Annotated in this window: 10 protein-coding genes; 8 read left to right on the forward strand and 2 right to left on the reverse strand. The window is 59.5% G+C overall.

The genetic code is table 11. The features are described from left to right. Nucleotides 1–141 precede the first annotated feature (141 nt). The 6 genes from pgi to BJ917_RS28385 all read left to right on the forward strand — a co-directional run bounded on the left by pgi (nucleotide 142) and on the right by BJ917_RS28385 (nucleotide 9,371). Nucleotides 142–1,806 carry a glucose-6-phosphate isomerase gene (gene pgi / locus BJ917_RS28360; protein WP_096515152.1) on the forward strand — a complete coding sequence of 555 codons (1,665 nt, stop codon included), beginning with the start codon at nucleotides 142–144 and terminating at the stop codon, nucleotides 1,804–1,806. A 108-nt stretch (nucleotides 1,807–1,914) separates the two neighbouring features. Continuing rightward, on the forward strand, nucleotides 1,915–3,852 hold the full coding sequence (gene acs / locus BJ917_RS28365) for an acetate--CoA ligase (protein WP_096515150.1): 1,938 nt from the start codon (nucleotides 1,915–1,917) through the stop codon (nucleotides 3,850–3,852). A gap of 128 nt (nucleotides 3,853–3,980) precedes the next feature. Next, the gene (locus BJ917_RS28370; RefSeq protein WP_121105683.1) at nucleotides 3,981–4,853 is read left to right on the forward strand and encodes an oxygenase MpaB family protein; all 873 of its coding nucleotides are present in this window, start codon (nucleotides 3,981–3,983) and stop codon (nucleotides 4,851–4,853) included. Between the two features lie 160 nt (nucleotides 4,854–5,013). Continuing rightward, on the forward strand, nucleotides 5,014–6,030 hold the full coding sequence (locus BJ917_RS28375; RefSeq protein ID WP_121105685.1) for a class I SAM-dependent rRNA methyltransferase: 1,017 nt from the start codon (nucleotides 5,014–5,016) through the stop codon (nucleotides 6,028–6,030). 93 nt (nucleotides 6,031–6,123) lie between these two features. After that, nucleotides 6,124–9,075 (forward strand): DUF748 domain-containing protein, encoded by a 2,952-nt coding sequence (locus BJ917_RS28380; protein ID WP_096515146.1) that lies wholly within the window; start codon nucleotides 6,124–6,126, stop codon nucleotides 9,073–9,075. Continuing rightward, nucleotides 9,075–9,371, forward strand: a complete 297-nt coding sequence (locus BJ917_RS28385; RefSeq protein WP_096515144.1) for a DUF2845 domain-containing protein — start codon at nucleotides 9,075–9,077, stop codon at nucleotides 9,369–9,371. Before BJ917_RS28380 ends, BJ917_RS28385 begins: the two co-directional genes overlap by 1 nt. Nucleotides 9,372–9,638: 267 nt before the next feature. Here BJ917_RS28385 and BJ917_RS28390 read toward each other — a convergent pair whose 3' ends face one another. Together BJ917_RS28390 and BJ917_RS28395 are read right to left on the reverse strand one after the other, a co-directional pair. Next, on the reverse strand, nucleotides 9,639–9,992 hold the full coding sequence (locus BJ917_RS28390; RefSeq protein ID WP_096515143.1) for a BON domain-containing protein: 354 nt from the start codon (nucleotides 9,990–9,992) through the stop codon (nucleotides 9,639–9,641). 314 nt (nucleotides 9,993–10,306) lie between these two features. After that, nucleotides 10,307–10,708, reverse strand: coding sequence for a pilin (locus BJ917_RS28395; protein WP_121105687.1), 402 nt, complete (start codon nucleotides 10,706–10,708; stop codon nucleotides 10,307–10,309). 225 nt (nucleotides 10,709–10,933) lie between these two features. On the opposite strand from BJ917_RS28395, the gene pilB reads away from it, so the two are divergent. Beyond that, complete coding sequence (gene pilB / locus BJ917_RS28400; RefSeq protein ID WP_121105689.1) at nucleotides 10,934–12,634, forward strand: type IV-A pilus assembly ATPase PilB; 1,701 nt, start codon at nucleotides 10,934–10,936, stop codon at nucleotides 12,632–12,634. A 2-nt stretch (nucleotides 12,635–12,636) separates the two neighbouring features. Continuing rightward, a complete protein-coding gene (locus BJ917_RS28405) occupies nucleotides 12,637–13,854 on the forward strand; it encodes a type II secretion system F family protein (protein WP_121105690.1) in 1,218 nt (405 codons plus the stop codon). Nucleotide 13,855 lies beyond the last annotated feature (1 nt).

Raw genomic sequence — 13,855 nt, forward strand, 5'->3', positions numbered from 1 at the left:
AGACAGATCACCGCGCGGGGTTTACTGTATTCGCCCTGCGCCATGAAATCGTGTCGACGCAGTTGACCGGACGCCCATCCACAGCGCTCCGGGAATTATCGTGTTCAAAAGGCCGTTCAAGTAAAAAGGAAACCCGCAGCGATGGCGTATTACCGCACTCCTCACGACGTGACCGCTCTGCCCGCCTGGCAAGCGCTGAATGACCACCGCCAAGCCATGCAGGATTTCAGCATGCGCGAGGCCTTCAATGCCGATCCGCAGCGCTTTACCCATTTCACCCTCAGCAGCTGCGGCCTGTTCCTCGATTATTCGAAAAACCTGATCAACGCCGAGACCCGCAATCTGCTGGTGGGCCTGGCCAATGAGGTTGACCTCAAGGGTGCGATCAAGTCGCTGTTCGATGGCGAAATCGTCAACGCCTCCGAAGGCCGCCCGGCCCTGCACACGGCCCTGCGTCGCCCGGTCGGCGACAAGCTGTCGGTCAACGGCGTCAATGTGATGCCTGAAGTGCACAAGGTGCTGAACCAGATCACCGACCTCGTTGGCCGTATCCACGACGGTCTGTGGCGCGGTTACACCGAAAAGCCGATCACCGACGTGGTGAACATCGGCATCGGTGGTTCGTTCCTCGGCCCGGAACTGGTGTCCGAAGCACTACTGTCCTACGCCCAGAAAGGTGTGCGTTGCCACTATCTGGCGAACATCGACGGCAGCGAGTTCCACGAACTGACCATGAAGCTGCGCGCCGAGACCACGCTGTTCATCGTCTCGTCGAAATCCTTCAACACCCTCGAGACCCTGAAAAACGCCCAGGCCGCCCGTGCCTGGTATCTGGCCCAGGGTGGTTCGGAGGCCGAGCTGTATCGTCACTTCATTGCGGTATCGAGCAACAATGCCGCCGCCGTGGCATTCGGCATCCGCGAAGAGAACATCTTCCCGATGTGGGACTGGGTCGGCGGGCGTTACTCGCTGTGGTCGGCCATCGGCCTGCCAATCGCCCTGGCCATCGGCATGTCGAACTTCAAGGAGCTGTTGTCCGGCGCCTACACCATGGACCAACACTTCCAGAGCGCACCGTTCGAACAGAACATGCCGGTACTGCTGGCCTTGCTCGGTGTCTGGTATGGCAACTTCTGGGGCGCCCAGAGCCACGCGATCCTGCCGTACGACCACTACTTGCGTAACATCACCAAGCACTTGCAACAGCTGGACATGGAATCCAACGGTAAGAGTGTGCGCCAGGACGGCACGCCAGTGTCCACCGACACAGGTCCCGTGATCTGGGGCGGCGTGGGTTGCAACGGTCAGCATGCCTACCACCAGTTGCTGCACCAGGGCACCCAACTGATTCCGGCCGACTTCATCGTGCCGATCGTCAGTTTCAACCCGGTGTCCGACCACCACCAGTGGCTGTACGCCAACTGCCTGTCGCAGAGCCAGGCGCTGATGCTCGGCAAGACCCTGGCCGAAGCCGAGGCCGAACTGCGCGACAAAGGCATGAGTGAAGCCGACGTGAAAAAACTCGCGGCGCACAAAGTGATTCCGGGCAACCGTCCGAGCAACACCCTGGTGGTCGAGCGCATCAGCCCGCGTCGTCTCGGCGCACTGGTGGCGATGTACGAACACAAAGTCTTCGTGCAAAGCGTGATCTGGGGCATCAATGCCTTCGATCAGTGGGGCGTGGAACTGGGCAAGGAGCTGGGCAAAGGCGTCTACAACCGCCTGGTCGGCAGCGAGGAAACCCCGGCCGAGGATGCCTCGACCCAAGGCCTGATCAACTACTTCCGTGGTCGTCACCGCGGGTGATCTGACGCCGCTCCTGCGGAGGTACTAACCTTGTAGGAGCTGGCTTGCCAGCTCCTACGAGGGTCGCGCAGCTCCCCTCTTGTCGAAAAACAAGAATAAGGAACCGCCATGTTCGATATCAGCACGTTCCCCAAAGCCGATGCCGTCCGCCGGGCTGCACAACTGAGTCAAGACGACTATCACCGCCTGTACCGCGAATCCATCGAACACCCCAGTACGTTCTGGGCAGAACAAGCCACCCGCTTCCTCGACTGGAGCGCACCGTGGGATACCGTCCAGCGCTATGACCTGAAAACCGGAGAAGCCAGCTGGTTTGCCGGGGCAAAGCTGAACGTCAGCTACAACTGCATCGATCGTCATCTGGAAAAACGCGGTGACCAAATCGCGATCATCTGGGAAGGCGACGATCCCGCCGAATCCACCCAGATCACCTATAAAAAACTGCATCACAACGTCTGCCGCCTGGCCAACGTGCTCAAAAGCCGTGGCGTGAAGAAAGGCGACCGTGTGTGCATCTACATGCCAATGATCCCGGAGGCGGCCTACGCGATGCTCGCCTGTACGCGCATCGGTGCGGTGCATTCGGTGGTGTTCGGCGGCTTTTCCCCGGACTCCCTGCGCGACCGCATTCTCGATGCCGACTGCCGCACCGTCATCACCGCCGATGAAGGCGTGCGCGGTGGCAAATTTGTCCCGCTCAAACAGAACGTCGATAAGGCCCTGCAAAGCTGCCCCAATGTCAGCACTGTGGTCGTGGTCGAGCGCACACAGAATCAGGTGAACTGGGTCGAAGGCCGGGACATCTGGTATCACCAGGCGCTACGCGATGTTGGCGATGACTGCCCGCCCGAGCCGATGGGTGCCGAAGACCCGCTGTTCATCCTCTACACCTCCGGCAGCACCGGTAAACCCAAAGGCGTGCTGCACACCACCGGGGGCTACTTGCTGCAAGCGGCGATGACGTTCAAATACGTGCTGGACTACCGCGACGGCGAAATCTTCTGGTGCACCGCCGATGTCGGCTGGGTCACCGGTCACAGCTATATCGTCTACGGGCCGCTGGCCAATGGCGCGACGACATTGATCTTCGAGGGTGTACCGAGTTACCCGAGTACCTCGCGCTTCTGGCAGGTGATCGACAAGCACAAGGTCAATATTTTCTACACCGCCCCCACCGCCCTGCGCGCGTTGATGCGCGAAGGTCCTGAACCGCTGAAGGAAACGTCCCGCGCCAGCGTCAGACTTCTCGGCACCGTCGGTGAGCCGATCAACCCGGAAGCCTGGGAATGGTACTTCCACGCGGTTGGCGAAGAGCGTTGCCCGATTGTCGATACCTGGTGGCAGACCGAAACCGGCGGCATCATGCTCAGCCCCCTGGTGAGCGCCCAACGCATCAAGCCCGGCTGCGCCACGCAACCGATGTTCGGCGTGCAACCGGTGCTGCTCGACGAACATGGCAAGGAAATCAAAGGCGCCGGCAGTGGCGTGCTCGCCATAAAATCAAGCTGGCCGGCACAGATCCGCACCGTCTATGGCGATCCGCAGCGGATGGTCGACACCTACTTCAAGCCCTACCCCGGCTACTACTTCACAGGTGACGGCGCCCGCCGCGACGAAGATGGCGACTACTGGATCACCGGGCGTATCGACGATGTGATCAACGTGTCCGGGCACCGCATCGGCACCGCTGAAGTGGAAAGCGCCCTGGTGCTGCACGACAGCATCGCCGAGGCCGCCGTGGTCGGTTACCCCCACGACGTCAAAGGCCAGGGCATCTACGCCTTCGTCACCCCCATGAATGGCGTCGAACCCGGTGACGAATTGAAGAAAGAGCTGTTGGCGCTGGTCAGCAAGGAAATCGGCAGCTTCGCCAAACCGGACCTGATCCAGTGGGCGCCGGCCTTGCCGAAAACCCGTTCTGGCAAGATCATGCGGCGTATATTGCGCAAGATCGCCTGCAATGAACTGGACAGCCTGGGGGATACTTCGACACTGGCTGATCCAAGTGTTGTACAGGGCCTGATCGATAAGCGCCTGAACCAATAACCTACTGCCGTCTGTAGGAGCAAAGCTTGCTCGCGATGAACGATAACGCGGTCCATCAGCACACCGCGTTATCGTTCATCGCGGGCAAGCCATGCTCCTACAGAAGCATTAGAAATCACCGGGACACCATGGAATTCATCCGCAGCCGCATCGAAACCCAAATCATGAGCCTGACCGGCCTTTCCCTGGGCAAGCTCGACCTGGAAAACCCCAAGGGCGATCCCGGTCTGTTCGGGCCCGATTCGGTGAGCTGGCAAGTGCATGGTGACTTCAGCAGCATGCTCATCGGCGGTATCAGCGCCCTGATGTTACAAGCCTTGCATCCGCTGGCCCTGGCGGGTGTGTGGGATCATTCGAACTTTCGCGAGGACATGCTCGGCCGGTTGCGCCGCACAGGACAGTTCATTTCGGGCACCACCTTCGGCTCGCGCCAGGACGCCGACTGGCTGATCGAGAAAGTCCGGACCATTCACCTTCAGATTACCGGCACGGCACCCGATGGCCGGCCCTACGCCGCCAGCGATCCCGACTTGCTGACCTGGGTGCATGTGGCCGAAGTCAGCAACTTTCTCGCCGCGCATCTGCGTTACCGCAACCCGCATCTGTCTCTGGTCGATCAGGATCGCTATTACGCGGAAATCGCGCTGGTTGCCGAACGTCTGGGTGCCCGGGATGTGCCTCGTTCGAGGCAGGAGATTTCCGATTATCTTGCGCGAATCAGGCCGCAACTGTTGTGCGACGAACGCAGTCGCGAAGTGCTGCGCCTGTTGCTGAACGCCCCGTCCCCGAGCCGTCTGGCCAAGCCTTTCGGCGGGCTGATGATGCAGGCCGGGATCGATCTGCTGCCGGATTGGGCCAGCGACATGCTCGGCGTCAGCCAGAGCCCGCTGCAACGCAAGCTGATCCGTGCCAGCGTCAATCGCAGTGCGCCGATGCTGCGTTGGGCGGTGCGCAATGGTTCAGTGCAACGGGCAAAAAGACGAATGGGGTTGTTGACCTGACTCCCCCTGTAGGAGCAAAGCTTGCTCGCGATGGCGTCGTTACGGTCGACCATGCAACATCTGACCCGCCGCTATCGCGAGCAAGCTTTGCTCCCACAGGTTCTTCATCGCTCAAGCTGTTAAACTCCCGCGCCAAATTCCAACCTGCAAGGCGCCCAGCATGTCTTCCTTGAATCAGGCGCTGCGCGCCGCCCTTGAACATCGCCAGGACTTGCTGGCCGAGCTGCATCAGCAAGGCACCGATTGCTATCGCCTTTTCCATGGCAGCCAGGAAGGCGCCGGTGGCCTGACCATCGACCGCTACGGCCCACAACTGATGGTGCAGAGCTTTCACCAGTCGCTGGAACGCGATGCGCTGCTGCAACTGCACGAAATCGTCAACCAGCACCTGGGCTTTGAAAGCCTGCTGGTCTACAACGACCGCTCCCGCGGCAACTCGCGCATCGACCGTGAAGACAATGTCTACCGCGCCGACGAAGCGGCACTGCAAGACCTGGTCGGCCACGAATGGGGCCTCAACTACCGGGTGCGCGGGCGTCACGCCGGGCAGGACCCGCTGCTGTTCCTCGACCTGCGCAACACACGCGGCTGGGTCAAGGCGCACAGCCAAAACAAAAGCGTGCTCAACCTGTTCGCCTACACCTGTGGCGTCGGCCTCAGCGCCGCGGCCGGTGGTGCCCGGGAGGTGTGCAACCTGGACTTCGCCGAAGGCAACCTGGCGGTCGGTCGTGAAAACGGCCTGCTCAACCCGCAATTGCCGACCATGGAATTCATCCAGTCCGACTACTTCCCGGCCATCCGCCAATTGGCCGGCCTGCCCATCAGCCAGCGTCGCGGGCAAAAGTTGCCGAGCTATCAGCGCCTGGAACAGCGCCAGTATGATCTGGTGCTGCTCGATCCTCCGGCCTGGGCCAAGAGCGCGTTCGGTACTGTCGACCTGTTGCGCGACTACCAGAGCCTGCTGAAACCGGCACTGCTGACCACTGCCGAGAACGGTGTGCTGATCTGCTGCAACAATCTGGCGAAAGTCAGCATGGACGACTGGCGCGAGCAGGTTTTGCGTTGCGCGGAGAAAGCCGGACGGCCAGTGCGCGAGTGGACAGTGATGAAACCCGGTGGTGATTTCCCGTCGATGGACCAGCAACCGCCACTCAAAACCCTGATCCTGCAGCTCTGATTCATGTCAGACAAATCTGAAAAATCCTGAACAGGGCAATTGTTTCGGAACCGGAATCGCGTGCCATACTCCAAGGCACTCCGATTCAGACAGATGAAGCCACGCATGTACAAAGGATTGATTCGCGCCGTCGGCGCCTTGTTGACTGCTCTGGCCCTCTACAGCCTGCTGGGCTTTCTGATTTTGCCGGGCATCGCCTTGCGCGTGGCCAACCAGCAACTGGCCAACTACGCCACGATGCCCGCCACCCTCCAGCGAATCGAACTCAACCCGTTCAGCCTTGAAGTGACCCTTTGGGGCCTGAACATCGGCGAACCCGGCAAGGAACAGGTCGGCTTCGAACGCCTGTACGCCAACCTGCAACTCGACAGTCTCTGGACCAAGGCGTTGCATCTGTCGAATATCGAACTGGATAAACCCAAGACTGAAGTGCTCTTTGGCAAGGACGGCAAGCTCAACCTGCTCGGCCTGTTCAAACTGCCAGCGAGCGAGCCGACACCGACCGATCCCAATGCCAAGCCATTCCCGTTGCGCATAGACAGCATCAAGCTGGCGGGCGGTGGCGTGCATTTTCTTGATGAACGCCCCAGCGAACCCATCGAATTCATTTACGACAAACTCGACTTCGAGCTGAAGAACCTCAGCACCCTTCCCGAAGACAGCGCCAACATGACCCTGTCGGCCATCGGCCCCAACGGCGGGCAGATCGACTGGACCGGTAATTTCAGCCTCATTCCGCTCGCCTCTGAAGGCAAGCTGAAACTCACCGACGGCAAGATGAAAGCCTTTTGGCCCTATGTACGCGATGCGGTGCCACTGGTGCTCGAAAACGGTGTCGTCAGCCTGAGCACCGACTACAAGCTCAACCTGTCCAAACAAACCGAACTGTTGCTGAGCAATGTCTCGGCCACCATCGCCCCCTTCGCCATCAAGGCCCCTGACGGTCGGCCACTGGTGAAACTCGAACGGCTGGACGTCAGCGAAACCACGATCGACCTGGCGAAACAGCAAGTCGTCGTCGGCAAGATCCGCAGCAATAAGCTCGAAACCTGGGCAGCCCTGGAAGCCGACGGCCAGCTCGACTGGCAAAAACTGTTCGCCAGCCAGCCTTCCAAACCGGCGGCAAAAGCCAAGGCCGAACCCGCCAGCACCCCAGCAGCGGCCGATTCGCCGAAACCCGAACCGGCACCCGCCTCCAAACCCTGGCAGGTACTGCTGAACGACGTGCAACTGCGCAATTACCAGGTGCACCTTGCCGACCGCAAGGCGCAACCTGCCGTGGCCCTGGAACTGGGTCCGCTGAATCTCGACCTGCAGAAGTTCGACAGCCTCAATGGCTCACCTTTCCAGCTCAAGCTCGACACCGGCGTGGGCAAGCAGGGCAAGCTCACGGCCGAAGGCGAAGTCAACCTGGCACCGATCACCGCCAGACTCAACGTAACAACCCGCGACATCGATCTGCGCGTCGCCCAGTCCTACATCAACCCGTTCATTCGCCTGGAACTGCGCAGCGGCATGCTGGGCAGCGATCTGGCGGTCAACCTGAAAAGCACCGAGCCGCTGGCCCTCAGCGTTACCGGCCGCGCCCAGGTTGATCAGTTGCACACCCTCGACACCCTGAAAACCCGTGACTTTCTCAAGTGGCAACAGGTGGTGGTCGAAGGCCTGAACTATCAGCATGGTGACAGTCTGTCGATCGACAAGATCAACCTGATGCAACCCTATGTACGCTTCATGATCAACGATGACCGCACCACCAACATCGATGACTTGCTGATCCCACAACCGGCGGATTCCGCGGCCAAGCCTGCGGCCACCAAGCCTGCGAGCAAAGAAAAACCGCTGGCCATCCACATCGGCGGCTTCGTCATCAACGACGGCTCGGCCAACTTCGCCGACTTCAGCCTGACCCCGAACTTCGCCACCGCCATTCAAGAACTCAACGGGCAGATCGGCACCATCGACAGTCGTCAGGCCAAACCGGCCAGTGTCGACGTCAAGGGCAAGGTCGATCGCTATGCACCCGTGACCATCAAAGGCGCGGTCAACCCGTTCGACCCGATGGCCAGCCTCGACATCGCCACCAGCTTCAAGCGGGTTGAACTGACCACCCTGACGCCCTACTCCGGCAAATTCGCCGGCTATCGCATCCGCAAGGGCCGGCTCAATCTCGACCTGCATTACAAGATCACCAAGGGTCAGCTCCAGGCCGAAAACAAGGTGGTCGTGGAACAACTGCAACTGGGTGAGAAAGTCGACAGCCCGGACGCCGTGAGCCTGCCGCTGAAACTGGCGATTGCCTTGCTCAAGGACGTCGACGGCAAAATTTCCATCGAACTGCCGGTGTCCGGTGACTTGAACAACCCTCAGTTCAGCGTCATGCCGATTATCTGGCAGACCCTGCGTAACCTGATCGTCAAGGCGGCGGCTGCACCGTTCAAACTCATTGGTGGACTGGTCAGCGGCAGTGGCTCGGAAGATCTGGGCAGCGTGTCGTTCGCGCCAGGCTCGAGCGAGCTGAGCAAGGACGCCGAAGCGGCACTGGTCAAGCTGTCCAACGCGCTCAAGGAACGCCCGGCCCTGCGCCTGGAAATCGAAGGCACCGCGGCCAAGAGCAGCGACGGTCCCCTGATTGCCGAGCAGCGCCTGGAACGGGAATATCAATACAACTACTACAAAATGCTCCAGCGTCGTGGCGACAAGGTTCCGGCCCAGGCTTCCTTGCTGGATGTCCCGGACAGCGAAAAAGGCCCGCTGCTGGAAGGGATCTACCGCACACGCCTGAAAACCCAGCCACCCGCCGAATGGAAGGACCTGGGCAAGGAAGAGCGCACTGCCAAAATGCGCGAGGGCGTGATCCAGTTCTGGAGCTCCAGCGAAGTGCTGTTGCGGCAATTGGGTCAGGACCGCGCCAGCAGCATCAAGGACTATCTGGTGGACAAGGGCCAACTGGCCGATGATCGTGTGTACTTCATCGACGCTCAGTTAGGTGATGCGGAAAAAGACGGCAAGGTCGTCACGCCCCTGCATCTGGACGCCGAATGATGGGTAAGCGGCTGTTGCTCGCACTGGCGTTGCCATTGGCCGCAAGCCACGCCTCGGCGGCCGATACCCTGCGCTGCGGCAGTCAATTGATCAGTGTCGGTGACCGGTCGAGCGAAGTGCTGCAAAAGTGCGGCGAACCGGTCAGTCGCGATCTGCTGGGTTACAAGCGCAGCGTCAATCGACGGGAAGAGTTTCAGGTCGAGGAATGGACCTACGGGCCGAATGGCGGGATGTACCAGTATCTGCGGTTCGAGGGAAATCGGTTGGTGCAGATCACCAGCAAACGCGGTAACTAAGAACACCACACATCACTGTGGGAGCGAGCCTGCTCGCGAAGACGGACCGACATTCAACATTTGAGTTGGCTGACAGTCAGCTTTCGCGAGCAGGCTCGCTCCCACAGGGGTTTTGTGTTGCCCACAATAGAACAGGCCCCGACACGAATGCCGGGGCCTGTAATGGCCACATCCTTATGGCCGTTCGCATGAACTCCTCAGTTGCGACAGACGTATGTCTTGGCCCGCCTGCCGCGCCTTCTCCCAGTCCAGGCGAGAAGCCTTGCCTTACTCGGCTTTCAGGCCGTCAGCGGAGACCGCTTTGACGCCTTTGATTTTCTTGGTGATCGCCACGGCAGTTGCCTTCTGGGCTTCAGTCACTGCAACAGTGGACGACAGGGACACGACGCCTTTGTTGGTTTCAACTTTGATGTCGGTGCCGGGAATGCCTTTTTCAGTCACCAGGTCACTTTTGACTTTGGTGGTAATCCAGGTATCGGAAGTAGCTTCCTTGGCCTTGGTCATTTCACCGGCTGCCAGCGTCATGGGAGCCTGGGTGGTCTGAGACTGTGCGAACGCGGCATTGGCCATGGTCAGGGTCAGCGCGGTAGCAGTAGCGGCAGCGATAGCGAACTTCTTCATACGAGTAACTCCTGTTTTTCCGGAAAGTCTGCTGGGTGTCATGTCAGCAGGGTTACTCGAGACGTTGCGAACGCTGTGCCAAGTTTGAGACATTGAATAAACATATAAAAATCAATAAGTTATAAATTCGTGCATTTTGCGGAATCATGCAAATTGCATGACTTCGACATTCTCTACATGCAAGTTGCCGTTTTTGAAGAAGGCCTAACGCCATGAATTGTGGGAGGTTTTCTCTTTTGCATCGATACCGGAATAAAAAATGCCCCGTCCTATGAAAGACGGGGCATTTTCTGTGTGTGCAACGGGACAGATCGTTAGCCGCCGCAGCCTTTGGGCGCATAGTCTGCTGCGACACTGGTGGCACAGGTCCAGCCTTTGGTGGCGTCTCGAGTCAGCGTCACAGTCGCCCCTGAAATGACCGCTGGCGCGCCTTTCAACGTGCAAACCATCCCGGGTGTAGTGCCGGTGGCAGCGGCAAGAGTGCAGTTCTGTGTATCACCCCCTGGGGCAAATGCAGTGACAGCCGGGGCAGCCGTACCGGAGTTGACCGCATCCTCATAATTGACCTTCAGCGCCGAAAGCTCTGCGACACCCGCCGTCACCTTCGCCCGCGCCTGATACTTGGAATAGGCCGGTATCGCGAACGTCGCGAGAATCCCGATGATCGCCACGACGATCAGTAATTCGATCAGGGTAAAACCTTTTTGAGTGTTCATAGACAGCCTCCGTGCATGAGTCGAATTCTCATGATCTGGATCTGTTGCAGCACAGCCCATGCCAGGCTCGGTACACCCTATTGGCGGGACGTTCGACAGCCGCAACGCGCCTTCTTAGCCCCAGGATCCGCACTATCTGACACTTTTTGTCACCTCACCGTCGCTGGTTTGGCTGCGTTGCTTGACTAGGCTATAAGTCATGAATTGTCTGCGCCCGGTATCTCCATGAATGACATCGCCCTCAGCGGTCTGGCCAAGCAATTGGTCCTGGCCGAGCTGCTCACTGACAAAAGCGCGCAACACGCTTCTCAACAAGCCCAACGCAACCACGTCTCACTGGTCAGCTACCTGGTGCAGAACAAACTGGTGAAAAGCCGTCAGGTTGCCGAGATTGCTTCTGAACACTTCGGCATGGCCTTGATGGATCTCAACAGTCTGGACAAGGAAACCCAACCCAAGGGACTGGTCAGCGAAAAACTGGTCCGCCAGCACCACGCCCTGCCCCTCTGGCGTCGTGGCAACAAACTGTTCGTGGGGATCTCCGACCCGACCAGTCACCAGGCCATCAACGACATTCAGTTCAGCACCGGGCTTACCACCGAAGCCATCCTGGTGGAGGACGACAAGCTCAGTGACGCCATCGAGCGCTTCTTCGACAGCCAGGGCACTGGCCTTGAAGACATGGTCGACGTTGACCTCGACGGGATGGACATCGAAGCGGCCGATGACAGGCGCCAGGATGCCATCGTCGGCCAGGAAGCCGATGATGCGCCGGTGGTGCGCTTCGTCCACAAGATGCTGCTGGACGCGATCAGGAGCGGCTCTTCCGACCTGCATTTCGAGCCCTACGAGAAAATTTATCGGGTGCGAATGCGCACCGACGGCATTTTGCGGGAAGTCGCCAAACCGCCGATCCAGTTGGCCAACCGCATCGCGGCGCGGCTGAAGGTCATGGCCAGCCTCGACATCTCCGAGCGCCGCAAGCCCCAGGACGGGCGGATGAAGATGCGCCTGTCCAAGAACAAATCCATCGATTTGCGGGTCAACACCCTGCCGACCCTGTGGGGCGAGAAAGTGGTGATCCGGATTCTTGACCCCTCCAGCGCACAAATGGGCATCGATGCCCTTGGCTACGAGCCCGAACAACAAGACCTGTACATGACCGCGCTCAGGCAACCACAGGGGATGATTCTGGTGACCGGCCCCACGGGCTCCGGCAAAACCGTGTCGCTTTATACCGGGCTGAACATTCTCAACACCGTGGACATCAACATCTCCACCGCCGAAGACCCGGTGGAGATCAATATGGAAGGCATCAACCAGGTCAACGTCAATCCCAAACAAGGCATGGATTTCGCCCAGGCGCTACGCTCCTTTCTGCGCCAGGATCCGGACGTGATCATGGTTGGTGAGATCCGCGACCTCGAAACCGCCGAAATCGCCATCAAGGCCGCCCAGACCGGGCATCTGGTGTTATCGACCCTGCACACCAACAGCGCCGCGCAAACCCTGACCCGCCTGCACAACATGGGCATCCAGGGCTTCAACATCGCCACGTCGGTCAGCCTGATCATCGCCCAGCGCCTGGCACGCAAACTGTGCAGCCATTGCCGGGTGCCCCTCGACGTTCCCCGCGAAACGCTGCTCAAGGAAGGCTTCCCCGAGGAACGCATCGGCACATTCACGATCTATGAGCCGGTCGGCTGCGAACACTGCAATGGCGGCTTCAAGGGACGCGTGGGGATTTATGAAGTGGTGAAGAACACGCCGGACCTGCAACGCCTGATCATGGCCGAAGGCAATGCGCTGCAAATCGATGAGCAGATGCGCAAGGACGGCTTCAACGACCTGCGCACTTCAGGCCTGCTCAAAGCCATGCAAGGCATTACCAGCCTTGAAGAAATCAACCGGGTTACCAAGGACTGAACATGGCGGTCAAAGCAGCGAAAATCAGCATTTACGCCTGGGAAGGCACCGACCGCAAAGGCACGAAAGTCACCGGCGAGTTAAGCGGGCAGAACCCGGCACTGATCAAGGCGCAACTGCGTAAACAAGGCATCAACCCTGGCAAGGTTCGCAAAAAAACCGTCTCGCTGTTCAACATGGGCAAGCGCATCCAGGCCCAGGACATCGCCTTGTTCACGCGCCAGATGGCGACCATGATGAAAGCCGGCGTGCCGCTGTTGCAGTCGTTCGACATTATTGCCGAAGGCTTCGATAACCCGGCCATGCGCACCCTCGTGGACGAGGTCAAACAGGAAGTCGCGGCAGGCAACAGTTTCGCCGCCGCCCTGCGCAAGAAACCCCGGTATTTCGATGAGCTGTACTGCAATCTGGTGGATGCCGGTGAGCAGGCCGGCGCCCTGGATACCCTGTTGGAGCGGGTGGCGACCTACAAGGAAAAGAGCGAAAGCCTCAAGGCCAAGATCAGGAAAGCCATGACCTACCCGCTGGTCGTTGTGTGTGTCGCCATGGTTGTGACCGCGATCCTGCTGGTCAAAGTAGTGCCGCAGTTCCAATCGGTGTTCGAAGGGTTTGGCGCCCAATTGCCTGCCTTTACCGTGATGGTCATTGGCCTGTCGCGGTTCATGCAGGACGGCTGGTGGATGATGCTCGGTGCGCTGATCGCAACGATCCTGGGTGCACGCCATGCTTTCAGGACGTCACAAGGCTTTCGCGATCGAACCGACGCCTGGCTGCTGAAGCTGCCGCTGGTGGGGACGCTGATGTACAAATCGGCCGTGGCTCGTTTTGCCCGCACCCTGTCGACCACCTTCGCCGCCGGTGTCCCCTTGGTGGAAGCCCTGGAGTCGGTGGCCGGCGCCACCGGCAACATCGTGTTCAAGCGCGCGGTGCTGCGCATCAAGCAGGACGTTTCGACGGGGATGCAGTTGAATTTTTCCATGCGCACTTCCGGCATTTTTCCGAACATGGCCATCCAGATGACCGCCATCGGCGAAGAGTCCGGCGCACTGGACGCCATGCTCGACAAGGTCGCGGGTTTCTATGAAGACGAGGTAGACAATATGGTCGATAACCTCACCAGCCTGATGGAACCGTTCATCATGGTGGTTTTGGGTGTTATCGTCGGCGGCCTGGTGGTCGCGATGTACTTGCCCATCTTTCAACTCGGCTCAGCGATCTGAC

Source organism: Pseudomonas sp. WPR_5_2 (assembly GCF_003634475.1).
In the GTDB taxonomy this organism is placed as follows: Bacteria; Pseudomonadota; Gammaproteobacteria; order Pseudomonadales; family Pseudomonadaceae; genus Aquipseudomonas; species Aquipseudomonas izuensis.